Source organism: Streptomyces sp. CA-179760 (assembly GCF_050937045.1).
Classification (GTDB): Bacteria; Actinomycetota; Actinomycetes; order Streptomycetales; family Streptomycetaceae; genus Streptomyces.
In genome coordinates this window covers 6,885,735-6,909,432 of sequence record NZ_JBNJLZ010000001.1, presented here as the reverse complement: position 1 = coordinate 6,909,432, position 23,698 = coordinate 6,885,735, and the positions used below count along the sequence as shown (strand labels likewise).

The 23,698-nt window shown below is 70.2% G+C and carries 18 protein-coding genes and 2 pseudogenes; 4 read left to right on the top strand and 16 right to left on the bottom strand.

Annotation, left to right across the window (positions count from 1 at the left end):
- Positions 1-38: 38 nt before the first annotated feature.
- From ACQEV8_RS31585 to nsdA, 3 genes and pseudogenes are all read right to left on the bottom strand, one after another.
- Positions 39-377 carry a P-II family nitrogen regulator gene (locus ACQEV8_RS31585; RefSeq protein ID WP_384706960.1) on the bottom strand — a complete coding sequence of 113 codons (339 nt, stop codon included), beginning with the start codon at positions 375-377 and terminating at the stop codon, positions 39-41.
- Positions 374-1,716: pseudogene (locus tag ACQEV8_RS31580) on the bottom strand (ammonium transporter). Before ACQEV8_RS31580 ends, ACQEV8_RS31585 begins: the two are co-directional and overlap by 4 nt.
- A gap of 339 nt (positions 1,717-2,055) precedes the next feature.
- On the bottom strand, positions 2,056-3,549 hold the full coding sequence (gene nsdA / locus ACQEV8_RS31575) for a transcriptional repressor NsdA (RefSeq protein WP_432966952.1): 1,494 nt from the start codon (positions 3,547-3,549) through the stop codon (positions 2,056-2,058).
- A 446-nt stretch (positions 3,550-3,995) separates the two neighbouring features.
- Between nsdA and ACQEV8_RS31570 the strand changes: the two genes are divergently transcribed.
- A complete protein-coding gene (locus ACQEV8_RS31570) occupies positions 3,996-4,661 on the top strand; it encodes a bifunctional DNA primase/polymerase (protein ID WP_432966950.1) in 666 nt (221 codons plus the stop codon).
- 99 nt (positions 4,662-4,760) lie between these two features.
- Here ACQEV8_RS31570 and ftsY read toward each other — a convergent pair whose 3' ends face one another.
- Positions 4,761-5,960, bottom strand: a complete 1,200-nt coding sequence (ftsY, locus tag ACQEV8_RS31565; RefSeq protein ID WP_432966948.1) for a signal recognition particle-docking protein FtsY — start codon at positions 5,958-5,960, stop codon at positions 4,761-4,763.
- Positions 5,961-6,111: 151 nt separating this feature from the next.
- Here ftsY and ACQEV8_RS31560 point away from each other — a divergent pair, with 151 nt between their 5' ends.
- The gene (locus ACQEV8_RS31560) at positions 6,112-7,086 is read left to right on the top strand and encodes an LLM class flavin-dependent oxidoreductase (protein WP_432966946.1); all 975 of its coding nucleotides are present in this window, start codon (positions 6,112-6,114) and stop codon (positions 7,084-7,086) included.
- Positions 7,087-7,198: 112 nt separating this feature from the next.
- On the opposite strand, the gene ACQEV8_RS31555 is transcribed toward ACQEV8_RS31560, so the two are convergent.
- The 4 genes from ACQEV8_RS31555 to ACQEV8_RS31540 all read right to left on the bottom strand — a co-directional run bounded on the left by ACQEV8_RS31555 (position 7,199) and on the right by ACQEV8_RS31540 (position 13,493).
- Positions 7,199-8,617 (bottom strand): sugar porter family MFS transporter, encoded by a 1,419-nt coding sequence (locus ACQEV8_RS31555; protein WP_432966944.1) that lies wholly within the window; start codon positions 8,615-8,617, stop codon positions 7,199-7,201.
- A 222-nt stretch (positions 8,618-8,839) separates the two neighbouring features.
- The gene (gene smc / locus ACQEV8_RS31550) at positions 8,840-12,418 is read right to left on the bottom strand and encodes a chromosome segregation protein SMC (RefSeq protein ID WP_432966942.1); all 3,579 of its coding nucleotides are present in this window, start codon (positions 12,416-12,418) and stop codon (positions 8,840-8,842) included.
- 210 nt (positions 12,419-12,628) lie between these two features.
- The gene (locus tag ACQEV8_RS31545) at positions 12,629-12,832 is read right to left on the bottom strand and encodes a hypothetical protein (protein ID WP_030852030.1); all 204 of its coding nucleotides are present in this window, start codon (positions 12,830-12,832) and stop codon (positions 12,629-12,631) included.
- A gap of 379 nt (positions 12,833-13,211) precedes the next feature.
- Positions 13,212-13,493 carry an acylphosphatase gene (locus ACQEV8_RS31540; RefSeq protein WP_189727968.1) on the bottom strand — a complete coding sequence of 94 codons (282 nt, stop codon included), beginning with the start codon at positions 13,491-13,493 and terminating at the stop codon, positions 13,212-13,214.
- A 162-nt stretch (positions 13,494-13,655) separates the two neighbouring features.
- Between ACQEV8_RS31540 and ACQEV8_RS31535 the strand changes: the two genes are divergently transcribed.
- Together ACQEV8_RS31535 and ACQEV8_RS31530 are read left to right on the top strand one after the other, a co-directional pair.
- Positions 13,656-14,807, top strand: a complete 1,152-nt coding sequence (locus ACQEV8_RS31535; RefSeq protein WP_432966939.1) for a CAP domain-containing protein — start codon at positions 13,656-13,658, stop codon at positions 14,805-14,807.
- 70 nt (positions 14,808-14,877) lie between these two features.
- Positions 14,878-15,276, top strand: coding sequence for a winged helix-turn-helix transcriptional regulator (locus ACQEV8_RS31530; RefSeq protein WP_432966937.1), 399 nt, complete (start codon positions 14,878-14,880; stop codon positions 15,274-15,276).
- Here the strand turns inward: ACQEV8_RS31530 and mutM are convergent.
- From mutM to ACQEV8_RS31490, 8 genes and pseudogenes are all read right to left on the bottom strand, one after another.
- Positions 15,266-16,126 (bottom strand): bifunctional DNA-formamidopyrimidine glycosylase/DNA-(apurinic or apyrimidinic site) lyase, encoded by an 861-nt coding sequence (gene mutM / locus ACQEV8_RS31525; RefSeq protein ID WP_432966935.1) that lies wholly within the window; start codon positions 16,124-16,126, stop codon positions 15,266-15,268. The two genes, ACQEV8_RS31530 and mutM, sit on opposite strands and share 11 nt — an antisense overlap.
- A gap of 74 nt (positions 16,127-16,200) precedes the next feature.
- On the bottom strand, positions 16,201-16,992 hold the full coding sequence (rnc, locus tag ACQEV8_RS31520) for a ribonuclease III (protein WP_432973137.1): 792 nt from the start codon (positions 16,990-16,992) through the stop codon (positions 16,201-16,203).
- Between the two features lie 19 nt (positions 16,993-17,011).
- The gene (gene rpmF, locus ACQEV8_RS31515) at positions 17,012-17,185 is read right to left on the bottom strand and encodes a 50S ribosomal protein L32 (RefSeq protein ID WP_003951102.1); all 174 of its coding nucleotides are present in this window, start codon (positions 17,183-17,185) and stop codon (positions 17,012-17,014) included.
- 2 nt (positions 17,186-17,187) lie between these two features.
- Positions 17,188-17,832 carry a YceD family protein gene (locus tag ACQEV8_RS31510; protein WP_432966933.1) on the bottom strand — a complete coding sequence of 215 codons (645 nt, stop codon included), beginning with the start codon at positions 17,830-17,832 and terminating at the stop codon, positions 17,188-17,190.
- Between the two features lie 129 nt (positions 17,833-17,961).
- Entirely contained in the window at positions 17,962-19,086 is a 1,125-nt protein-coding gene (locus ACQEV8_RS31505; RefSeq protein ID WP_432966931.1) for a cell division initiation protein, read from the bottom strand.
- 70 nt (positions 19,087-19,156) lie between these two features.
- Complete coding sequence (coaD, locus tag ACQEV8_RS31500; RefSeq protein ID WP_184598550.1) at positions 19,157-19,636, bottom strand: pantetheine-phosphate adenylyltransferase; 480 nt, start codon at positions 19,634-19,636, stop codon at positions 19,157-19,159.
- Between the two features lie 26 nt (positions 19,637-19,662).
- Positions 19,663-20,355: a 16S rRNA (guanine(966)-N(2))-methyltransferase RsmD gene (gene rsmD / locus ACQEV8_RS31495; RefSeq protein WP_432966929.1), complete on the bottom strand. Its 693-nt coding sequence runs from the start codon at positions 20,353-20,355 to the stop codon at positions 19,663-19,665.
- A gap of 6 nt (positions 20,356-20,361) precedes the next feature.
- Positions 20,362-23,603 (bottom strand): annotated as a pseudogene (locus tag ACQEV8_RS31490) (helicase-related protein).
- Positions 23,604-23,698 lie beyond the last annotated feature (95 nt).

Genomic DNA, 23,698 nt, shown 5'->3' with positions numbered 1-23,698 from the left:
CCGGCGACTCCTGTTCTGTTTGCCTGCCTTAGGGGTCCTCAGAGCGCGTCGGGGCCGCGCTCGCCGGTCCGGACCCGTACGGCCGTCTCGACCGGGATGGACCAGACCTTGCCGTCACCGATCTTGCCGGTGCGGGCGGCCTTGACCACGACATCGACCAGCTGCTCGGCGTCGTCGTCCTCGACCAGGACCTCGATACGGATCTTGGGGACCAGGTCGACGGTGTACTCGGCGCCGCGGTAGACCTCGGTGTGGCCCCGCTGACGACCGTAGCCGCTGGCCTCGGTGACCGTCAGACCGTGCACTCCGAAGGCCTGCAGGGCCTCCTTGATCTCGTCGAGCCGGTGCGGCTTCACGACGGCGGTGATGAGCTTCATGCGTCCACCTTCTTGCTCGCGGCTGCGGCGACCGGGGCCGTGACGGCCGTCTTGGCGGAACCGCCACCGGCGCCGCTGAAGTCGTATGCGGTCTCGGCGTGCTCGGCCTGGTCGATACCGGCGACCTCCTCGTCCTCGGAGACCCGCATACCGATGGTCTTGTGGAGGACGAAGGCGAGGACCGCGGAGACGATCAGGGAGTAGGCGAGCACACCGCCGACACCGGCGAGCTGCTTCCACAGCTGGTCGAACTTGTGGTCGCCGTAGAACACGCCCGTGGCGTCCGACTGGCCCTTACCGCTGGCGAAGAAGCCGATCAGGACGGAGCCGGCGATACCGCCGACGAGGTGGACACCCACGACGTCGAGCGAGTCGTCGTAGCCGAACTTGTACTTCAGGCCCACGGCCATGGCGCACAGGACACCGGCGATGGCACCGACGGCGATCGCGCCCATCGGAGTGACCGCACCACCGGCCGGGGTGATGGCGACCAGACCCGCGACCGCGCCGGAGGCGGCGCCCAGCGTGGTGAACGCGCCGTGGCGGATCTTCTCGTACGCGAGCCAGGCCAGCATCGCGGCGGCGGTGGCGACCTGCGTGTTGACGAACATCAGGGAGCCGACGCCGTCGTCGTTGCCGAGCCACGAGCCCGCGTTGAAGCCGAACCAGCCGAACCACAGCAGACCGGCGCCGAGCATGACCAGCGGGAGGCTGTGCGGGCGCATCGGGTCCCTCTTGAACCCAGAGCGCTTGCCGATGACGAGGATCACGCCGAGCGCCGCGGCACCCGCGTTGATGTGGACCGCGGTACCACCGGCGAAGTCGATCACGCCCAGGTCGAAGGCCCAGCCGCCCTCACCCCAGACCCAGTGGGCGACGGGGAAGTAGACGATCGTGGCCCACAGCGCGATGAACAGCGCCCAGGCGGAGAACTTCACGCGGTCCGCGAGCGCACCGCTGATCAGGGCCGGCGTGATGATCGCGAACATCAGCTGGAAGACCATGAAGGCCAGGAGCGGGATGTTGTACGAACCCCACAGCTCGCCCTTGTCGACCCCGGTGAGGCCGACCCAGTCCGAATTCCAGCCGATGAGGCTCCCGGAGTCGGTGCCGAACGCCATGGAGAAGCCGTACAGCACCCACAGGATGGTGACGATCCCGAGGCTGATGAAGCTCATCATCAGCATGTTCAGGGTGCTCTTGACGCGGACCATGCCTCCGTAGAAGAAGGCCAGGCCCGGGTCATGAGCATCACCAGGGCGGAACAGATGAGCATGAACCCTGTGTTGGCGGCAGACAGCTTGGGCGCCTCTGCGGCAAGGGTGATGGCTGGTGCCATCGGCGTCTCCTCGTCGTTGGTACGGCCCCGTGCGGGCGAAGCCTCGAGCGGATCCGAGGGGTGGGCCGGTTATGCGCCACGAGATTGGCGCAGCGCGGTTTCGGTGGACGCCCCTCGTTGTTTCGCCGCCGTGACGAAGGCGCGTGCTGTGTTACGCGTCGATGAACTGCCGGATCGCGGGCGCGCCGATCGTTATCGTGGCGCAACCTTCGGCTCTCGCGGCCGTGGGAACACAGGCCGGCCGCGGTCGGCCTTCCGATGACCTGGCATGGGGGAGCCGAGTCGGGCAGTTCGGGAGGGCCGGCCGCGGCCGGGGCTCAGGGGTGTCAGGGGAGGCGGTCAGACCGCCTCCGCGGTCTCGGGCAGCTCCGCGGCGAGCCGCTCGGTGAGGTCGACGACCTCACCGAGGTCGCCGAAGTCGCGCGCGGCCGTGTCGACCGTCTTTCGGATACGAGTGTTGACCCGCTCGGAGCGGACCTTCTTGGCCACGTGCATGGCTTGGGTGGCGAAGACCGTGCTCTGCTCGGCCTCGCGCTGGAGGAGGTGCACGGTGGCCATGCCGATCAGGTTGAGCGCGTACGACCGCTGGTGCTCGCCGTCCTCGGCGAACAGCTGCACGGCCCGCTCCATCAACGGCTCGGCCAGCGAGGCGTAGGTCGGGCTGCGGCCGGCGACATAGGCCAGGTCGCGGTACGAGTGGGAGTTCTCGCCGTACAGCTCGGCCTCGGAGAAGAAACGGATCCAGTCGGGGTCCGGCTCGTCCCACTCACCGGCGTCGGCGAAGGTGTCCTCGGCCATCCGGACCGCCCGCTTGCACTTGCCGGGCTGCCCCATGTTGGCGTAGGCGCGGGCCTCCATCGCATACAGCATCGACTGGGTGCGCGGGCTCGCGCAGTCGCGGCTGCCGTACTGAGCGAGGTGGATCAGCTCCAGCGCGTCGTCGGGCCGCCCGAGGTGGATCATCTGCCGGCTCATGCTGGACAGCACATAGGAGCCGAGGGGCCGGTCACCGGCCTCCTTGGCGGCGTGCAGCGCGAGGACGAAGTACTTCTGCGCGGTCGGCTGGAGCCCGATGTCGTACGACATCCAGCCGGCCAGCTCGGCGAGTTCGGCGGCGACCTTGAACAGCCGCCGGGTGGCGGCCTCGGGCTGGGGCTCCTGGAGCAGGTCCGTCACCTCGTGCAGCTGGCCGACGACCGCCTTGCGGCGCAGGCCGCCGCCGCACTGGGCGTCCCACTGCCGGAACATCACGGTCGTGGACTCCAGGAGGTCCAGTTCGGGCTTGGAGAGCCGGCCCCGGGCCCGCCCGGCGGAGCCGGGCTCGGACTCCGACCGCTGGGCCGGGGGCGAGGGGACGAGCCAGCGCTGCATGGGCTCGATGAGGGCCGGGCCCGCAGACAGGACCAGCGAGCTCCCGAGGAAGCCGCGCCGCGCCAGCATCAGGTCGCTGCGCGAGAACTCGCTGAGCAGGGCCACGGTCTGCGGGCCCGTCCAGGGCAGGTCGACGCCGGTCGCGGAGGGTGACTGGCGTGCGGTGCGCAGCCCCAGGTCCTCGACGGAGACGACGACACCGAAGCGCTCCGAGAACAGCTCGGACAGGATCCTGGGGATCGGCTCGCGGGGATTCTCGCCGTCGAGCCAGCGGCGCACGCGCGAGGTGTCCGTGGAGATGTGGTTGGCGCCCAGCTGGCGGGCCCGGCGGTTGACCTGGCGGGCGAGCTCGCCCTTGGACCAGCCGCTGCGTACGAACCAGGAGGTGAGCAGCTCGTTCGGGCGCTTGTCAGCGTGCGTCGCGCCCGCAGCGTTCGTTCCGCTTCCGCCGTTGCCGCTCACTGGAACGCCCCCATCCCTGAGACCACTTGTCGCCGAGTGCGCCAAGCCCTATCAGCATGCCGGTTCGTGCGGCCGTCCGTCCGGCCCTTGTCACCCATCGAACGGAATAGCGACTTACCTCCGGCATACCCACGAGTGCATATGCCCCCAGGACTCGTGCACACAAAGTAATCCTACGATCACCCGTCCAGCCATGGCTCACACGGAAACGCCACCATTCGCCACCCCTTCGAATGAACTCACGTACGGCTCCTCGCGATTCACTTGACACAACACAACCAGGAGCGGGTGCAGCGATGCACTGAGGGGCGCGTGTCGTCGAGCGCGCCACGCCGGGCACTTCCGGGCGCTGAGTGAACGGAACGACACCCGGGAAGGCGGAAGCAGAGAGTCACGCAGAGCGACCGCTGCGTAACCACCGGTACGTCGGACCCGTTGGAGGGGGCATGGGCTTCACGATCGGCATCAGCCGGGGCATGCGCGACATCCGGTCCGGCTCGCGCCGCCGCGGCCGTACGTCGGACGGCACCGCCGTGGCCGAGTACACCGGGCTGTGGGGCTGGGACGTGGTGCCGGGCGCCCGGGCCTCGGCGGGCGCCTGCTCCTGCGGCCGCCGCGACTGCCCGGCGCCGGGTGCGCATCCGCTGGACTTCGCGCCGGTGATCCCCGCCGGGGCGACGCTGGACGACGTGACCGAGTCCTGGGGCGAGTTCCCCGGCGCCTCGGTGATGCTGCCGGTCGGCCGGGCGTTCGACGTCATCGAGGTGGCCGAACCCGCCGGCTGCCGCGCGCTGGCCCGCCTGGAGCGCATGGGTCTGCCCGTCGGCCCGGTCGCCGCGACCCCGGACGGCCGCGCCCACTTCTTCGTCGCCCCCGGCGCCGCCGCCGACCTGTCCGGCCTGCTCTACCGCATGGGCTGGGACGACCCGGCCTCCCTCGACCTGCGGGGCCTGGGTCCCGGCACGCACATCACGGCACCACCCTCCGACCGCGGCGGTCTCGGCCCGGTGCGCTGGCTGCGCTCCCCCGCCCTGGACTCGGCGTCCCGGGCGCCGGAGGCCCGCCTGGTGCTGGGCACGCTGGCGTATGTGGCGCACCGGTCACGGGCCTGACCCCGTACACAGCGAAGCGCCCGACCCCGACTGGACCTCGGGGCGGGCGCTTCTCGGCGCATACGACTTTCACAGGCGGTGCCTCGGCAGGGGCCGAGCTCACTCCCCGATAAGGGCGTCAACGAACGCCTCCGGCTCGAACGGCGCCAGGTCGTCCGCGCCCTCGCCGAGCCCGACGAGCTTGACCGGCACGCCCAGCTCGCGCTGGACCGCGACCACGATGCCGCCCTTGGCCGTGCCGTCCAGCTTGGTGAGGACGATGCCGGTGATGTCGACGACCTCGGCGAAGACCCGGGCCTGAACCAGGCCGTTCTGTCCGGTGGTGGCGTCGAGCACGAGCAGCACCTCGTCGACCGGGGCGTGCTTCTCCACGACCCGCTTGACCTTGCCGAGCTCGTCCATGAGGCCGGTCTTGGTGTGCAGGCGGCCGGCGGTGTCGATGAGCACGACGTTCGCGCCCATCTCCTTGCCCTCCTTGACCGCGTCGAAGGCGACGGAGGCCGGATCGCCCTCCTCCGGTCCGCGCACGGTGTGGGCGCCGACGCGCTCACCCCAGGTCTGGAGCTGGTCGGCGGCGGCGGCCCGGAAGGTGTCGGCAGCGCCAAGGACCACGCTCTGGCCGTCCGCGACCAGGACGCGGGCCAGCTTGCCCGTGGTGGTGGTCTTGCCGGTGCCGTTGACCCCGACGACCAGCACGATGCCCGGCTTGCGGTCCTCCGGCTCGGTCTTGACCACGCGGTCCATGTCGCGGCCGACCAGCGTGAGCAGTTCCTCGCGCAGCAGGGTGCGCAGTTCGACGGGGGTGCGGGTGCCGAGCACCTTCACGCGCTCGCGCAGGCGCTCGACCAGTTCCTGGGTGGGCTGCACGCCGACGTCGGCGGTGAGCAGCGTGTCCTCGATCTCCTCCCAGGTGTCCTCGTCGAGGTGCTCGCGCGACAGCAGCGTGAGCAGCCCCTGACCGAGGGCGTTCTGCGAGCGGGAGAGACGGGCCCGCAGCCGGACCAGGCGACCCGCGGTGGGCTCCGGGATCTCGATCTCGGGAGCTTCGGCGGGCGGCTCCTCGACGGTGACGGGAGCCGAGCCGTCCGGGAGATCCACCTCCTCTATGGTTCGCCGCGGTTCCTCCCGCGGCGTCTCGGCCTCGTCGCCGACGTGCGGCTCGGCCGGTGGGGCGGTGATGTCGGGCGCTGCGGGCGGGGGCGGGGGCAGCTGCTTCTTGCGCCGGCTGCCGACGATGAGCCCGCCGAGCGCGCCGAGCACGACCACGGCGATGACTACAGCAAGGATGACGATGTCCATAACGCGTCCAGTATCAGTCATGGGCCCCCGGGACACCCCGCTTGTGCCGTCCTGCGGGGCCGAGGGCCGCCGGATCTCCACACCCCTGGATGTCTGACGACACGTCAGCTAACGTCCCCCGGACACCCGCCCGGTGAAGGGAGACGTCCCCATGCCCGTCACGGTCGCACGCTTCAACCTCGTCGCTCCGGGGGCCTCCCCCACCGAGCTCGGCGCCCGTTACCGGGCGGCCCTGGAGATGGCCTCGTACGCCGATGACCGGGGCGTCACCACGGTGCAGACGGAGGAGCACCACGGGGCCGACAACAACTGGCTGCCGTCGCCGTTCGCCTTCGCGGGGGCCGTCTTCGGCGCGACCCGGCGTGTCGCGGTCACCGTCTCGGCGATCATCGGCCCGCTGCACGACCCGCTGCGGCTGGCCGAGGAGATCGCCGTGCTGGACCTGCTGAGCGGCGGCCGGCTGGTGACGGTCGCCGGGATCGGGTACCGGCCCGAGGAGTACGACCTGTTCGGTGTGGACTTCGCCCGGCGCGGCCGGCTCCAGGACGAGCTGCTGGAGACGCTGCTGAAGGCGTGGACGGGCGAGCCCTTCGCCTACCGGGGCCGCACGGTCCGCATCACCCCGCGCCCGTACACCGACCCGCATCCGCTGCTCCTGGTCGGCGGCTCCTCCCAGGCCGCCGCCCGCCGGGCCGCACGGCTCGGCCTGCCCTTCTTCCCCAGCGCGCATCTGCCGGAGCTGGAGGCGTACTACAAGGACCGGCTGGCCGAGTACGGCACCGAGGGCTGGGTCATGATGCCCGCGGCCGAGACGCCGCTGCTGCACCTGGCCGAGGACCCGGACCGGGCCTGGGCGGAGTACGGCGAGCACTTCCTGCACGAGGCGCGGACGTATGCCGCCTGGCAGTCGAGCGGGGTGCGCTCGGCGGTGAAGTCGGCCGCGACGACCGTCGGGGAACTGCGCGCCGAGGGCGTGTACCGGATCCTCACGCCCGACGCGTGCGCGGAGCTGGGCCTGGACTCCTATGTGCTGCATCCGCTGGCGGGCGGGATGCCGGTGGAGGAGGGGTGGCGGAGTCTGCAGCTGTTCTGTGAGCGGGTGCTGCCGGGGTTGGCGGCCCCCTGACGACATGAGACCGCCGCCCCGGCTCGGGCAGTGGCCGAACCGGGGCGACGGCGGGTTACGGGGAGAGGGGCAGCGGGGACTTTGGCCCTTCTCCCCGAGTGCGGGGGCGGGCTCAGCCCATCTCCTCCAGGGCCTTGCCCTTCGTCTCGCTGACGAACTTCAGGATGAAGGGGATGGAGAGCGCGGCGAAGGCCGTGTAGATCACGTACGTCAGGGAGAGGTTCCACTCGGCCAGCGAGGGGAAGCTCGCGGTGATGGCCCAGTTGGCGATCCACTGCGCGGCGGCGGCCACGCCCAGGGCTGCGGCACGGATCCGGTTGGGGAACATCTCGCCGAGCATGACCCAGACGACCACACCCCAGGACAGGGCGAAGAAGAGGACGAAGATGTGCGCGGCGATCAGGGCGATCCAGCCCTGCGCGGCCGGCAGCGTGCCGTCGACCAGGGGGTGCGAGAACGCCCAGGCCTCCAGCGCCAGACCGACGACCATGCCGACGGAGCCGATGATCGCGAGGGGCTTGCGGCCGACGCGGTCGACGAAGATCATCGCGATGACGGTGCCGACGATGTTGATGATCGACGTGGTGAAGGAGTAGAAGAACGAGTCCGCCGGGTCGACGCCGACCGACTGCCACAGCGTCGAGGAGTAGTAGAACGCGACGTTGATGCCGACGAACTGCTGGAAGACCGACAGGCCGATACCGATCCAGACGATCGGCTTGAAGAAGAAGCTCCCACCGAGCAGGTCCTTGAAGCTGGACTTGTGCTCGCTCGTCATGGCGTGCTCGATCTCGGCGACGCGGGCGTCCAGGTCGATGTCCTTGCCCTCGACCTCGGCGAGGATCTCCCGGGCGCGCTCGTGCTTGCCGACAGAGATGAGGAAGCGCGGGGACTCGGGGATCCGGAAGGAGAGCAGGCCGTACAGGACGGCCGGGATGACCATGACGCCGAGCATGACCTGCCAGGCCTCCAGGCCCATCAGCTCGCCGCGCTGGTCACCGTCGGCGGCGTTCAGCAGACCCCAGTTGACCAGCTGCGACACAGCGATGCCGATGACGATCGCGGCCTGCTGGAAGGAGCCGAGCCGGCCGCGGTAGGCGGGCGGGGCGACCTCGGCGATGTACGCCGGGCCGATGACGGAGGCCATGCCGATGGCGAAGCCGCCGACGACGCGCCAGAAGGCGAGGTCCCACAGGGCGAAGGGGAGCGCCGAGCCGACGGCGCTGACCGTGAAGAGGACCGCGGCGATCTGCATGCACCGGATGCGGCCGATGCGGTCGGCTATCCGGCCGGCGGTCGCTGCGCCGATGGCGCAGCCGATGAGGGCGACGGCGATGACCTGGGCGAGGGCTGCGGAGCCGATGTCGTAGCGGCCGCGGATGGCCTCGACGGCACCGTTGATCACGGAACTGTCGTAACCGAAGAGGAAACCGCCCATCGCGGCCGCCGCCGCGATGAAGATGACGTGCCCGAGATGTTCGGGGTGAGCCGTCCTGGCTCCGGACTTGGGTGCCTGCGCTGTGCTGGTCACGTGTACTCCTCAGGCCACCGGCAACGCTGCCGGAGGGGATCAGCCCTTCGAGGTCCACCTGAAGGTACCTGAAGGTAAAAGGAACGTTGCCGAGACTATGCCTTCAAGTTTCGAAGTCAATAGGTCGGGAGACGCGAATCTGCGACAGGAGTGTGGGGAGGATGTGTTCAAGAATTGAAGCCATCGAGCCTCGCAGGTGAGACCGGTGTAGACCGCATCCATCTAGCGCAGGCGCTGGCTGATGACCTTCGACACACCATCGCCCTGCATGGAGACGCCGTACAGCGCGTCGGCGACCTCCATCGTGCGCTTCTGATGGGTGATCACGATCAGCTGCGAGGCCTCCTGCAGCTCCTGCATGATCCGGATGAGCCGCTGGAGGTTGGTGTCGTCGAGGGCGGCCTCGACCTCGTCCATGACGTAGAACGGGCTGGGCCGCGCCTTGAAGATCGACACAAGCAGCGCCACGGCGGTCAGCGACCGCTCCCCGCCGGAGAGCAGCGACAGCCGTTTGACCTTCTTGCCCGGCGGCCGGGCCTCGACGTCCACACCCGTGGTGAGCATGTTGTCGGGGTCGGTCAGGATCAGCCGCCCGTCGCCTCCGGGGAAGAGCCGGCTGAAGACGCCCTCGAACTCCCGGGCCGTGTCCCGGTAGGCCTCGGTGAAGACCTGCTCGACGCGCTCGTCGACCTCCTTCACCACTTGCAGGAGGTCCGCCCGTGTCTTCTTCAGGTCCTCGAGCTGCTCGCTGAGGAACTGGTGGCGTTCCTCCAGCGCCGCGAACTCCTCCAGGGCGAGCGGGTTCACCTTGCCGAGCTGCTGGTAGGCGCGCTCGGCCGACTTCAGTCGCTTCTCCTGCTCGGACCGGACGAACTGCCTCGGCCGGTTGCGCGGGTGCTCCGGGTCCTCCGGCAGCTCCTCCCCCTCGGCGGGGGGCGAGGGCGGCACAAGCTGGTGCGGTCCGTACTCCGCCACCAGTCCGGCCGGTTCGACACCCAGCTCCTCCAGCGCCCTCGTCTCCAGCTGCTCGATCCGCAGCCGCTTCTCGGCGCCGAGTACCTCGCCTCGATGGACCGAATCCGTCAACTTGTCGAGTTCGGCCTTGAGATCGCGTCCCTCGGTGCGGGCACGGACGAGTTCCTGCTCGCGGCGGGCCTTGGCGGCATCGGCGGCGGTGCGCTCCTCGTCGGCGCGGGTCAGGGAGACCTCGACGTGCGCAAGCAGCTGCCGTGCGCCCGCGCCGACCGCCTCGGCGACGGCGGCCTCGTGCCTCAGCCGGGCCCGCCGCTGCTCCGCACGCGCGCGTGCCTCGCGTTCCGCGCGGGCGGCCCGGTCCAGCGAGTCGGCCCGTCCGGCCAGTCCCTTGACTCGTTCCTCATGCGTACGGGCCTGGAGGCGGGCCTCCATCTCGGTCTGGCGGGCGTTGGCACCGTCGGCGGCGAGCCGGTCACGTACGGAGGTGTCGGGCTCCTCCTCGATCGGCATCTCCTCGGCGACGGCGAGCCGCTCGGCGAGTTCCTCGACCTCGGCGAGGGCCTTGTCGAGGGCCTCCTGTGCCCGGGCGGCGGCGGCCGTGGACCGCTCGGCCTCCCCCGCCGCGCCCCGGGCCTGCCCGGCGAGCCGGCCGAGCTGCTGGGCGACGGACGACTTCTCCCGGTCGGCGGCGCGACGCCGCTCCCCCACGTCCTCGACCAGTGCGGCGGTTTCCTTACGGCGCTCGACGGCGGCGTGCTGGGCCTCCGTCAGCTCCTCGCAGCGCACGGCGAGCTCTTCCAGCTCGGCAGCGGCCTCGTCCACGGAGGCCTGTACTTCCAGGAGGCTGGGGGCGCCTGCGGAGCCGCCGTGGGCGATGTGGGCGCCGAGGAGGTCGCCTTCGGCTGTCACGGCGGTGAGGTCGGGGTGGGTGTAGACGAGGTCCTCGGCGTCTTCGAGGGTGCTGACGACGACGATCCCGTGGAGCAGCCGTCGTACGGCAGGCATGAGGTCGGTGGGACCGCGGACGAGGTCTGCGGCGAAGGGGCGTCGTGCGTCTGCGGGTGCGTCGTGGTTGCTCGCGCAGTTCCCCGCGTCCCTGAAGGCGGGAGCTCCTGCCAGGAGCAGAGTGGCTCTGCCCCCGTCCTGTTTGCGGAGGAGCCTGATGGCGTCGGCAGCTGAGGCCGGGGTCGTGACCGCGATGGCGTCCGCCGCCGCTCCGAAGGCCGCTGCCAGGGCGACCTCGTATCCCGGGGTCACGGTCAGGAGTTCCGCCGCCGGGCCGAGCAGGCCGGAGAGGCGGTCTTTCGCCGCGAGCAGTATTCCGGTGCCGTCCTTGCGGCGCAGCCCCATGGCCAGGGCCTCGTGGCGGGCCTGAGTCGCGGCGCGCTTCCGTTCCACCGCCGTGGCGGCCTCGCGGGCTGCGGTGAGGGCGGACTCGGCGTCGGCGAGCTGCTGTTTGGCGGCCTCGTGTCGTTCGGCGAGTTCGGCGTCGCCCGCGTCGAGGCCGTCGACCTCGGCCTTGAGGGCCTCGTATTCCTCCTGGGCGGCGACGGCTCGCTCCTGGGCCTCGTCGCGGGCGGCGGCCAGGCGTTCGATCTCGGCCTGGGCTGAGGCGGCGCGCGAGCGGGCCGCGTTGACCTGGCCGTTCAGCCGAGCCAGGCCCTCGCGCCGGTCGGCGATGGCGCGGGCGACGTCCTTCAGGCGCCGCTCCTCCTCGGTGAGTGCGCGCTCCAGCTCGGCGCGGTGGGCGACCGTGTCCTCCAGGGCCCGTTCGGCCGCTTCCAGGCCGGCCTCCAGCTCGGCCTCCTGCTCACGGATGCGGGCGGCCTCGCGCTCCATGTCCTCGGGGTCGCGGCCGCGCCGCTCCTCGGGGGGCGCGGAGGTGGCGCTCTTCACGCGGGCGTCGGCCAGCGAGATCGTGCCGCGCACCCGCTCGGCGAGCTGGGAGAGCTCGTACCAGGTCTGCTGGGCGCGCTGGAGGCGTGGCGTGAGCTGCCGTACCTCGTCCTCCAGGAGGGCCTCGCGCTGGAGCGCCTTGCGCAGCTCCTGTTCGGCGGCCTCCTTGCGTCCCTTCAGCGCGGCCTCGTCGGCGACCTCGGCGTTGAGGGCTTCCTTCAGCCGTACGAGGTCGTCGGCCAGCAGCCGCAGGCGGGCGTCGCGCAGGTCGGCCTGGATGACGGCGGCCCGGCGGGCGACGGCGGCCTGGCGGCCGAGGGGCTTGAGCTGGCGTCGGAGTTCGTCGGTGAGGTCCTGCACGCGCGCGAGGTTGGCCTGCATCGCGTCCAGCTTGCGCAGCGCCTTCTCCTTGCGCTTGCGGTGCTTGAGGACCCCGGCTGCCTCCTCGATGAAGGCGCGGCGGCCCATGGGGTCGGCGTGCAGGACGGAGTCGAGCTGGCCCTGCCCGACGATGACGTGCATCTCGCGGCCGATGCCGGAGTCGGAGAGGAGTTCCTGGATGTCGAGGAGACGGCAGGTGTCGCCGTTGATCTGGTACTCGCTGCCGCCGTTGCGGAACATGATCCGCGTGATGGTGACCTCGGCGTACTCGATGGGCAGGGCCCCGTCGGAGTTGTCGATGGTCAGCGAAACCTCGGCGCGGCCCAGCGGGGGCCGGCCGGTGGTGCCGGCGAAGATGACGTCCTCCATCTTGCCGCCGCGCAGCGATTTGGCGCCCTGCTCGCCCATGACCCAGCTGAGCGCGTCCACGACGTTGGACTTGCCCGAGCCGTTCGGTCCGACGACGCACGTGATCCCCGGCTCGAACCGGAGTGTGGTGGCCGAGGCGAACGACTTGAACCCGCGGAGGGTCAGGGCCTTGAGGTGCACGCCGCCGGACTCTACCGCCCGGGTTCGTCTCACTCCATGAACCCACGGTTTCGCCGCTGAACGCGCAGGGCAGACCACACGTTAAAGACGGTGAAAGGACGCGGGGGAAAGAAAGAAGGGACGCCGACGGCGTCCCTTGCACTTCTGACAACTTAGCGGTTATGACGGGCGGCCCAACCACTGCTGTGCTGTTGCGGAGCGGTGCAGTGATCAGGTGAGCGCAGGCTCCGCCTGGTGTGCGTCAACGCTCTCCATGATCCTGTCGTGAGAAGCGGCAGCCGTCAGCGCCTCGTTCTCGGCCTGGATCCGTCCGAGCTCGGATTCCAGGTCCTGGACGCGCTGCTGGAGCCGTCGCATCTCGGCGAGGAGTCGAGGGTCGGAGCCGCCGACGTAACCGAGAAGCGCCTTTGCCATGATGGATGGTCCTCCACAATGCGTGACCGACCGATGCGGTGTGGGTCGTGAGGGATTCGCACCCGCGATGCTTGGCAGGGCCTGGAGTTGTACCGCCGTTCAGCCATGCCAAACAGCTAAGGTGCGCGGGGCTTTCAGCGTCTCACCAAAAAGTTTGACGGTCAACACGATCACGCCCCGTATTGGGGGCCGACCGGGCGCACGCGGCCTGATACGGCGGCACTGCGGCTTCTGCGGGGCCCTCGGGGCGTGGCGATCATCCTTGCGTGCGGAGCCTGCCACGGCAAGCGATTCTTGGAATCACCAGCCAGTTTCCGTCCGGGGCAGCTGTCGGGGGCCTGCTCGCGGGCGCCCCTGAGGGCCGCCCGGCGGTGCGGGATCAGCGGATGGCGAAGCCGTCGTAGCCGCCGCGAGGTGTGTCCCAGATCTCGGTGACGCCGTCCACACGGCCGGGCGTGTCGTCGCCCTCGAGCCACTCCAGCAAGCCTTCACAGCCTTCTCGCGCGCCCTCCGCGACCACTTGGACCCGGCCGTCGCCCAAATTGAGAGCAAAACCACTCAGGCCGCCGATCTCCAGGGCCTTGGCCCGCGTGAACCAGCGGAAACCCACTCCTTGGACGCGTCCTCGCACCCAGGCGACCAGTCGCACATCCTCGCTCATGACGGCAACCTAACCGCCCAAACTCCCTCGGGCGCACTTCCTTCACTTGCGCCATGCGGTACCGTCCCCACCCAACGAATCTCATATGAAACTCACACCATCGAGTGAGTTTGGTGTTGATCTCGAGGACGAGTCGACCGCCAGGACGAGGAAGGCCAGAACATGGGACGCCACCGTCGCTCCGACGCCGACCGCGCCGCCACGGGCAGCGCCACGGGGATCATGCAGGCCGACGGCACCGCGGAGGGCCACGATCCGCTGTACGGCGGGGAAGACGGCCCGACCATGGGCATCGCGCCCTATCTGAACCCGGAGGCCTACGCCGACACCTACGCGCGGAGCGAGGCCTACCTGTTCGACGACACGGAGGCCACCGCGACGGGTGACGGGTATGCCCCCATCCCCCGCCAGCGGACCGCCGAGACGGCCGTCTTCGCGAGCGACGGCTTCACCCCCGAGGGCGGCACCCGGCGGGCGGGCTCGCACCGCCGCCGGAAGAAGGCCGCGCGGCCGATGCGCACCGGCCTGCTCGGCGTGTCCGCCGCGGTCGCCCTCGGCACCGTCGCGGTGGCCACGGGCGCGGTTCCCGGCCTCGAGAACTACAAGCTCGGCGGCGACGGTGGCGCCGACAAGGTGCAGGCCGCGGACACGCCGACCAACACCCCGAGCGAGCAGGGCGGCACCTCCGGCAGCGCCGACGGCCGGGGCGGCACGCCCACGAGCCGGGACGCCGAGCGCTCCCTGTCCCCGTCACCGTCCGCCTCGAAGTCGTCGGCCGCGCCGACCAAGACGCCCGAGAAGCCGGAGAAGACGCAGGAGGAGACGCCGGAGAAGAAGAAGCCGGCGGCCACCCCCAGCAAGAAGCCGGAGAACACGCCCTCCCGCACGGCAACACAGGCGCCCGAGAAGCCCAGCGCCCCCGCCGCCCTCTCCGAGGAGTCCGCCGCCGCGGCCCAGGTGCTCAAGCTCGTGAACGAGGAGCGGGCCAAGGTGGGCTGCAGCGCGCTCGCCGCGAACAGCGCGCTGACCGAGCTGGCGCAGAACTACAGCGAGGACATGCGCGCCCGGGGCTTCTTCGACCACACCGATCCCGACGGCAAGACGCCGTGGGACCGGGCCGAGAAGGCCGGGATATCCAACCTCGGCGGCGAGAACATAGCCCGCGGCCAGGCGGACGCCGCGGCCGTGATGGATGCCTGGATGAACAGCCCCGGCCACCGCGCCAACATCCTGAACTGCGACTTCAAGACGCTGGGCGTCGGTGTCGAGCTCGGGTCGGGCGGCCCGTGGTGGACCCAGAACTTCGGCTACTAAGATCCACCGCACACTAACCAGAAGTTAGCGCAACCTTTTGGCGAGCGCTGTGCTGGCGTATTCTTGGGGGATGACCACCACCCAGGAGCTCACGGAGGGGCTGGACGACCTCCCGTACAGCGTGTTCGCCAAGGCCTGCCCTTCGCGTGGCACGCTCGAGCACGCCACCGGTCGCTGGGGCGGGCTCGCGCTGGGCGCTCTGTACGAGGGGTCGCTGCGCTTCAACGAGCTGCGCCGCCGGGTCGACGGTGTGAGCGAGAAGATGCTGTCCCAGACGCTGCACGCGCTGGAGCGCGACGGCCTGGTCCACCGCGAGGCCCAACCGACCAATCCGCCCCGGGTGGACTACGAACTGACGCCGCTGGGACGCGGTGTGGCCGAGCGGCTGCTCGCCCTGATCCACTTCGTGGAGGGCAGCATGGACGACGTCCTGGCCGCGCGCGAGCGGTACGACTCCGCTAGGGCGTGATCCGCGACGGTCGCTGGCACTTCGGGCAGTAGTAGCTCGACCGGTTCATCCAGGGCCGCCGGCGCATCGGCGTGCCGCAACGCCGGCAGGGCAGACCCTCGCGGCCGTACGCGTCGAGGGACCGGTCGAAGTAGCCCGACTCGCCGTTGACGTTGACGTAGAGACTGTCGAAGCTGGTGCCGCCGACCGCAAGGGCGGAGTTCATCACGTCCCGCACATGGCCCAGGAGCGTCAGCGTGCGCGGCCGTGTGAAGGTCGCGGTCGGGCGCTCGTAGTGGATGCGGGCGCGCCACAGGGCCTCGTCCGCGTAGATGTTGCCGACGCCGCTGATCAGCGACTGGTCGAGCAGGGCCCGTTTGATCGTGGACCGCTTGCGGCGCAGTGCCTGGTGGAAGGCCTCGTCGTCGAAGAGCTCGTCGAGCGGGTCGCGGGCGATGTGCGCGATGACGTCGGGCAGGCCGTCGGGGGTGTTGTCGTGCAGCGAGAGACCGCCGAAGGTGCGCTGGTCGACGAAGCGGAGCTCGGTGTCCAGGGCGTCCGTGAAGCGGGCGCGGATACGCAGGTGCTTCTCGTCGGGAGCCGTGTGGGGCTGCACCAGCAGCTGACCGCTCATGCCGAGGTGGGCCAGGATCGACTGGTCCGTGTCCTCCAGGGGCAGCCACAGGTACTTGCCCCGGCGGCTGGGCGTGCCGATGCGATGGCCCTTCAGGCGGTCCGCGAAGTCGTCGCCGCCCGCGAGGTGGCGGCGCACCGCGCGCGGGTGCAACACCTCGACCTCGGCGACGGTCCGGTGGGCGACCCACCGCTCCAGGCCGCGTCGTACGACCTCGACCTCGGGCAACTCGGGCATGGGCTCCCCCGGTGTACGAGCCGAGCGCCCGCCCCGGGCAGGGGCGGGCGCTCGGGTGCGCTGTTTCTGTTCGGTCAGGCGGACGCCGGCTCGGGACCGGCGCTTTCGTCGGCGGCCCGCTGAGCGGCCGCCTCCTTGGCGCGCTCGTCCGCTGCGGCCTTGATGGCCCGCCACGCGGATTCCGCGGCCTGCTGTTCCGCCTCCTTCTTGCTGCGGCCGGTGCCGGTGCCGTACGAGACGCCTCCGACGCGGGCGGCAGCAGTGAAGGTCTTCTCGTGGTCGGGGCCGGTCTCCGTGACCAGGTACTCGGGCACACCGAGCCCCTCGGTCGCGGTGAGCTCCTGGAGACTGGTCTTCCAGTCCAGGCCGGCTCCGAGGTTCGAGGACTTCTCGATCAAGGGGTCGAACAGGCGGTGCACGAGCTCCCCCGCGGACTCCAGTCCCTGATCGAGATAGACCGCACCGATCACCGCTTCAAGGGTGTCGGCGAGGATGGACGCCTTGTCCCGGCCGCCCGTGCCTTCTTCACCCCGGCCGAGCCGGATGAAGGAGCCCAGGTCGAGCCCACGGCCCACCTCCGCCAGCGCACGCGAGTTGACCACCGCGGCCCGCAGCTTGGCCAGCTGGCCTTCGGGCAGGTCGGGGTGGGTTCGGTACAGCGTGTCCGTGACCACGAGGCCGAGGACGGAGTCCCCGAGGAACTCCAGGCGCTCGTTGGTCGGCAGACCGCCGTTCTCGTACGCGTAGGAACGATGGGTCAGCGCACGCACCAGAAGGGCGGACTCGAGCTTGTACCCGAGCCGCCCTTCCAACAGCGTGTGGGACGAGGCCTGGTTGTCCGCAGAGTTTTTCTTCGGCGTGGACACAGTGCCTCTCACCAGCCGCTCAGACCTCGAGGACCTGGCGCTTGTTGTAGGTGCCGCAAGACGGGCACGCGATGTGCTGCTGCTTGGGCTCGTGGCAGCGCTCGCACGCAACCAGGGTGGGGACCGCAGCCTTCCACTGCGACCGGCGGTGGCGCGTGTTGCTGCGCGACATCTTCCGCTTCGGAACAGCCACGGCTACTTCTCCTGCTTCTCGTCGACGCCAGGTTCGGCGCCGCTCATCTCGTCCTTCTCGCCGTCCTTCATGGTGCCGGCGAGTCCCTGCAAAGCCGCCCAACGGATGTCGACGGCGTCGTGGTGGTGGTCCGGGTCGTCCGCCAGTCGCGCACCGCACTCGGCACACAGACCAGGGCAGTCGTCCTGGCACACCGGCTGCATCGGCAGTGCGAGCACCACCGCATCACGCAGCACAGGCTCGAGGTCGAACAAACCGTCCTCGAGGAAGAGCCTGTCCTCGTCGTCCTCGGCGTCGTCGCCCGGTTCCGCGATCACGCGGCCCCGGTCGTCGGCGTCAGGGTACGAGAACATCTCCTGGAATTCCGCTTCGACGTCGAGCTGAAGCGGCTCCAGACACCTTACGCACTCCCCCTCGGCCCCGGCACGGGCGGTGCCTGTGACAAGCACCCCTTCCAAGACCGACTCCAAGCGGAGTTCGAGCTCCACCGGGGCGCCTTCCGGCACTCCGATGACTCCCTTGATACCGAAGTCCTTGGGAGCGTCGACCGTGCGGGTCAGGCGCTGCAGCGCACCGGGCCGCCGGCCCAGCTCGTGCGTGTCGAACACGAGGGGGTTGCGGTGGTCGAGGCGGGCGTTCAGAGCCATTCCTGCTTTCGATCTTGCGAGCTGAGAGGGTTGCCGCCCTTGAATGTTCCCGGGCAGCGTTGATCGCGGACGTACGCGCGACCGAAGAGCCAGGATACTGGACCTTTCGCTGTCGGCCCAATCCGGTGCTCAGCCGTTGCCGCGACCCTGCTCGTAGGCCCTCATCTGTTCGGCGCTGATCATGCCGGTGTCGAACAGGCTCGTCTCGTCGAGGGCGTATTCCTGCTGGCCCTGGTGCCCCTGCTGGGCTTGCTGCGCCTGCTGGACCTGCTGGACCTGGTTCGGGTCGTACACGGCCTGCTGGGCGTCGTAGCCCTGGAAGGGGGCGCCTCCCGCCGGAACGTAGCCGGAGGTGGGGGAGTAGGGATCGGCGTGCTGATAGCCGTACGGGTCCTGCTGGCCGGCGTAGGGCTGCTGCTGCGGGTAGCCGCCGCCGTAGGGGTCGGGCTGCTGCTGATAGCCGTAGGCGGGCTGCGGCTGTCCGTAGTCCTGCTGCTCCTGCTGCTGGGCGGGCTGCTCGGCCGGGGGCTTCTGGTCCGCGAGGGCGGCCAGGTCGGCGAGGTAGTCGGCGTCGCTGGAGTGCTGGACCGTGCTGAGGTCGCCGGCGAGGGCACCGAGGTCGTCGCTGGCGATACGGCCGTGCAGCTTCTGCCGGCCGCGGCCGACGGCCTCCAGGGTCTTGGCGAGGACCGCCTCGAAGGAGCCCAGCTTGGCGTGGACATACTCGTCGGCGGTACGGCGCAGGGTCTCCGGGTCCTGGCTGCGCTCGGGGGCGTCCTCGTCCTCGTAGCCCTGCTCGTCGACGCCGGGGCCGGTACCGAGGAGCTTCTCGCGGCCGCGGCCGACGGAGCCGAGGGTCTTGGTGAGGACGACCTCGAAGTTGGCGAGCTTGGAGTCCACGTAGTCGTCGGCCTCGGCGCGGACCTCCTCGGCCTCCTGACGGGCCTCGGCGAGGATCCGGTCGGCCTCGGCCTGGGAACGGCGGGCGACCTCGGTGTCGGAGATCAGAGAGCCGCGCTCGGCGTGCGCCTGCCCGATGATGCGCTCGGCCTCCTGGCGGGCGTGCTCGACCATCTGCTCGCGGCCGCCGATCAGCTCCTGGGCCTGGGCGAGCGAGCCGGGCAGCGCCGCGCGCACCTCTTCCAGCAGCGAGAGCAGCTCGGCGCGGTTGACCACGCACGAGGCCGACATGGGCATGGACCGGGCGCCGGAGACCGCGGAGACGATCTCGTCGAGCTTCTTCTGCACGTCCACGGTGTGCTCGCCACTCTCTACGGATGCGTTGGAGACGGACGGGACGACTGTAGTCCCATCGGCAGTCCCATCAGTCCTTGCGCAGACGCTCGTTGAGCTCCTGGAGGACCTCCGCCGGGACCAGGTGGGAGACGTCCCCGCCCCAGGTCGCGACCTCCTTGACCAGGGAGGACGACAGGAAGCTGTAGGTGGGGTTGGTGGGGATGAAGAGGGTCTCCACGCCCGAGAGGCCGTTGTTCATCTGGGCCATCTGCAGCTCGTAGTCGAAGTCGCTGACCGCGCGCAGGCCCTTGACGATGGCGGGGATGTCGCGCTGCTTGCAGAAGTCGACGAGCAGGCCGTGGAAGGCCTCGACCCGGACGTTGCCGTACTCGGCGGTGACCCGGCGGATCAGGTCGATCCGCTCCTCGATCTCGAACAGGCCCTTCTTGGCCTGGTTGATCATCACCGCGACGTAGACCTCGTCGTACAGCCTGGAGGCGCGGGAGATGATGTCGAGGTGTCCGTTGGTGATCGGGTCGAACGACCCGGGACAAACGGCTCGGCGCACTTGTGTTCCCTCGCTCTCCGGTCCGGTCATCGTGCGTCTTCGCACGTTGAGGCGGCGCGACCGTACCAAAACGTTCCCTCGCCGTAGCGACGGGCCCGGAGGGGTTCGAACCCCTCGGGCCACCGGAATTCACCGCCTCTGGTGCTGCGCTCCACGGTGACGAGGGCTTCTTCCGCGAGCCAGCCCTCGGTGCGGAGTGTGAGGAGGATCTCGCGAAGATCGTCGTCCGTGACGGCGTACGGGGGGTCGAGGAAGACGAGGTCGTACGGGTCGCCGGGGGGTGATGCGCGGATGATCTGTTCCGCTTTGCCTGATCTGACCTCGGCGCCGGGGAGGCCGAGGGACTTCACGTTCTCGCGGACCGTGCGGGTCGCTCGTGCGTCGGCCTCGACGAGGAGGGTGTGGCTCGCGCCGCGCGAGAGGGCTTCGAGGCCGACTGCGCCCGAGCCCGCGTACAGGTCGAGGACGCGTTCGCCCTCCAAAGGGCCGCCGATGAGGGACTGCCAGGTGGAGAAGAGGCCTTCGCGTGCGCGGTCGGAGGTGGGGCGGGTGCCGGTGCCTGGGGGGACTGCCAGGCGACGTCCGCCGGCTGCGCCGGCGATCACGCGGGTCATTTGTGGTCCTTGATGGTGGGCGGCTTCAGGTTCATTGTGGCTGGTTCGCGCCCGCGCGGCGGTAGCCGCACCTGGATGACAGCCCCGCGCCCCCGGGAGGGTCACTCTCCCTCAGCCCTTCTCCAGGTACTGCTCCCTCTCCTCGTCCAAGAGGGCGTCCAGAGCCGTCCCCAGTGCCGGGAGGTGCGTCAGCTCCGGGTCCCTCGCCACGACAGCCGCCGCCTCCTCCCTCGCCTCCGCGATGATCTCCTCGTCCTCGATGACCGCGAGCATCCGGAGGCTGGTGCGGGCGCCCGACTGCGCCTGGCCCAGGACGTCGCCCTCTCGGCGTTGTTCCAGGTCGATGCGGGAGAGTTCGAAGCCGTCGAGGGTGGCGGCGACGGCGTTCAGGCGTTGGCGGGCCGCGCTCGCCTCGGGCATCTCGCTGACCAGGAGGCACAGGCCGGGCGCCGAGCCACGGCCGACGCGGCCGCGCAGCTGGTGGAGCTGGGAGACGCCGAAACGGTCGGCGTCCATGATCACCATCACGGTGGCGTTGGGCACGTTGACGCCGACCTCGATGACCGTCGTGGCGACCAGGACGTCGGTCTCCCCCGCGGCGAAGCGGCGCATGACCGCGTCCTTGTCGTCGGGCTGCATACGGCCGTGCAGGACCTCCACCTTCAGGCCGCTCAGCGGGCCCTTGGAGAGCTGGTCCGCCACCTCCAGGACGGCGAGGGGCGGGCGCTTCTCGGCGGCGTCCTCCGGGGACTGGGAGGACTTCTTCTTGCCGGACTTCCCGGGGTCGTCCTCCTCGTCGCCGATGCGCGGGCAGACGATGTACGCCTGATGGCCGTTGCCCACTTCCTCGCGCACCCGTTCCCAGGCCCGGGCCAGGAAGTGGGGCTTGTCGGCGGCCGGGACGACGTGGCTGGCGATGGGCGAGCGACCTGCCGGGAGCTGGTCGAGGACGGAGGTCTCCAGGTCGCCGAAGACCGTCATGGCCACCGTGCGCGGGATGGGCGTGGCGGTCATGACCAGGAGGTGCGGGGGCTGTTTGCCCTTGCCGCGCAGGGCGTCGCGCTGCTCGACGCCGAAGCGGTGCTGTTCGTCGACCACGACCAGGCCCAGATCGTGGAAGCGCACCTTGTCCTCGATCAGCGCGTGCGTGCCGATGACGACGCCGGCCTCGCCGGTGGTGAGGTCGAGCAGGGCGTGACGGCGGGCGGCCGCGCCCATGGATCCGGTGAGCAGCACCACCTTGGTGGCCCGCTCGGCCCCGCCCAGCATGCCGCCCTCGGCCAGCTCGCCCATCATCTCGACGACGGACCTGTGGTGCTGCTGGGCGAGCACTTCGGTGGGCGCGAGCATGGCGGCCTGCCCGCCGGCGTCGACCACGGCGAGCATGGCGCGCAGGGCGACCATCGTGTTGTGGGTGACGGTGAAGTTGTCGGTGACGTAGGCATGGCTCGGGTGGGCAACGCTGATGCACTGGACGGGCTTCCGTCCCACGTACTCGACCGCCCGGATGCCGCGTCGGAACGTGTCGCACTTCGGCCTTGCGCGCACGCCTTCGGCCTTGCGGGTGAGCCGGAACGGGGCGTACTCCTCAGGCAGGGCCACGGACACGGTGTACGCGGCCTTCTTCGGGAGTACCCGCGCCCGGCCGCCCAGAGACCGCACGAGCCAGGCAACGTCCTCCGCGAGTCGGCGCGAAGCCGAGCAGAAGGAGACGCTCAGGCCGTCGGCCTGAATGGTGCCGTCCGTATCCAGAAGCCCTTGCAGCAGGGCGAGACGGTTCTTGACCGGCGTGTTCTTGAAGTCGTCCGGGACAAACTTGCCGGGGGAAGTGACTCCCCAGAGGCCCCACTCCCGCAAGGCCTGGATCACGGGATCGCGCGCGCCTCCCGCACGCCGCACGAGCTGGATCGTGTAGTCACAGTGCGATTCCTTCACCGGTACCAGCCGGCATTCGGGCGCCACTGCCGTAGCCACCGCTTCGCGGATCTCGTCGTCGGTGGTGGAGAGGCGGAGATCGTGCCGGAACGAGCCACCTCCCAGCAGCAGACCGAACAGGTACGGGTCGAGGGGCAGCCCGGAGTCGCCGCCGAGATCGACCGGCTTCGCCGCTGGGATGTACCACTTCGACGACCCGTCGGCCTTGAAAGTGCCGAGACGGATCTCCCGGGTCGTCATGACCTTGGGCGCTTGGCCGCGGTGCCACCCGCGGCTCGTACCGACGATCCAGAGGTGCTCGTCGTCGCACTCGACGGAACTCCCGTCGGACAGGACCAGGCGCCACACATCACGCTCTCCCTGAGGGAAGACGCCGTCGATCAGCGCGATGTCCCCATCCGGCACCACCACCTCGTCGCCGACCCGTAGGTCTCCCATGGGAGAGAAGCCCGTGGGTGTGAGCACCAGCGAGTCGAGCGGCTGGGCCTTTCCCGAACCGACCTCCCCCTGCAACAGCCGGTGCATCGGATGGTCGGTGGCCAGGTCGTCGAAGATCTCCCTGGAGACCCGCTGCTGGCCGTCGGTGAGGGTGAAAGGGAGGCGGGCGTCGAAGGATGCGAGGAGGCCGTCGGGGTGGGCTTGCGGGGCACGGCCGGGAGTTGGGCGTCCGCGTGGCGGCGGCGGGCGAGGGCTACCTGGAGGACGAAGGCCTCGTCCCACTTCAGGCGGGCGCGGGCGTCCTCGATGTCCGCCTTGGTGTGCGGGCGGTGGATCTTCAGCAGGGCCTCGGGGAGGGGGACCAGGCCGCGGCCCTGGCGCAGGGAGTCCGGCAGCGGGTCGACGGCCTCCTGGGCCGTGGGCAGCACCGTCTGGAGGGCCTTGCCGATCTTCCAGGACTCCAGCTTGGCGGTGGCGGGGTAGATCGGGATCAGGGCGCCCGCCCAGGTCTCGATGGATTCATCCGGGTCGCCGCGCAGCAACTCGTATGCCGGGTGGGCGAGTTGGAGGCGGCGGTTGAAGACGGAGACCTTGCCCGCGAACATCGCGCGCGTGCCGGGCAGAAGGTCTTTGTGGGGCTTGTGAACACCGGCGCCGAAGAAGACCAGTTGGAGGCGGCCGCTGCCGTCCGTGATGGTGACTTCGAGTCGCTGGCCCTTGCCTCGCGGGGCCTTGGCGGAGGCGAAGCTGTGCAGGCGGGCGTCGGCCACCTGGGCGACCACCGTGACGTGCTCGTCCATGGGGAGGTCGGCGAGGTGGGTGAGCTGGCCGCGCTCCTCGTATCTGCGCGGGTAGTGGTGGAGCAGGTCGCCGACGGTGAGCAGGCCGAGGTGCTCGGCCATCACCTTCGCGGTGGCGGGGCCGAGCACCGACTTCAGCGGTTGTTGCAGCGGTTCTTCCAGTGCGGGCACGAGATCCATTGCACACCACGCCACTGACATTGCCGTAGAGGCCGCGGTGGACGTTGCCGTATACGTCCCGGAAATCCCTGGTCAGACGGCTGCTTCGGGCCTTA

Excerpts from the sequence above, each read along its gene's own strand:
- ACQEV8_RS31540 (WP_189727968.1), bottom strand. The coding sequence starts at position 13,493 with ATGAGCGAGGATGTGCGACTGGTCGCCTGGGTGCGAGGACGCGTCCAA.
- ACQEV8_RS31585 (WP_384706960.1), bottom strand. The coding sequence starts at position 377 with ATGAAGCTCATCACCGCCGTCGTGAAGCCGCACCGGCTCGACGAGATC.
- ACQEV8_RS31530 (WP_432966937.1), top strand. The coding sequence starts at position 14,878 with ATGACCACCACCCAGGAGCTCACGGAGGGGCTGGACGACCTCCCGTAC.
- ACQEV8_RS31510 (WP_432966933.1), bottom strand. The coding sequence starts at position 17,832 with ATGGCTCTGAACGCCCGCCTCGACCACCGCAACCCCCTCGTGTTCGAC.
- ACQEV8_RS31535 (WP_432966939.1), top strand. The coding sequence starts at position 13,656 with ATGGGACGCCACCGTCGCTCCGACGCCGACCGCGCCGCCACGGGCAGC.
- ACQEV8_RS31545 (WP_030852030.1), bottom strand. The coding sequence starts at position 12,832 with ATGGCAAAGGCGCTTCTCGGTTACGTCGGCGGCTCCGACCCTCGACTC.
- mutM (WP_432966935.1), bottom strand. The coding sequence starts at position 16,126 with ATGCCCGAGTTGCCCGAGGTCGAGGTCGTACGACGCGGCCTGGAGCGG.
- ACQEV8_RS31560 (WP_432966946.1), top strand. The coding sequence starts at position 6,112 with ATGCCCGTCACGGTCGCACGCTTCAACCTCGTCGCTCCGGGGGCCTCC.
- ACQEV8_RS31570 (WP_432966950.1), top strand. The coding sequence starts at position 3,996 with ATGGGCTTCACGATCGGCATCAGCCGGGGCATGCGCGACATCCGGTCC.
- ftsY (WP_432966948.1), bottom strand. The coding sequence starts at position 5,960 with ATGGACATCGTCATCCTTGCTGTAGTCATCGCCGTGGTCGTGCTCGGC.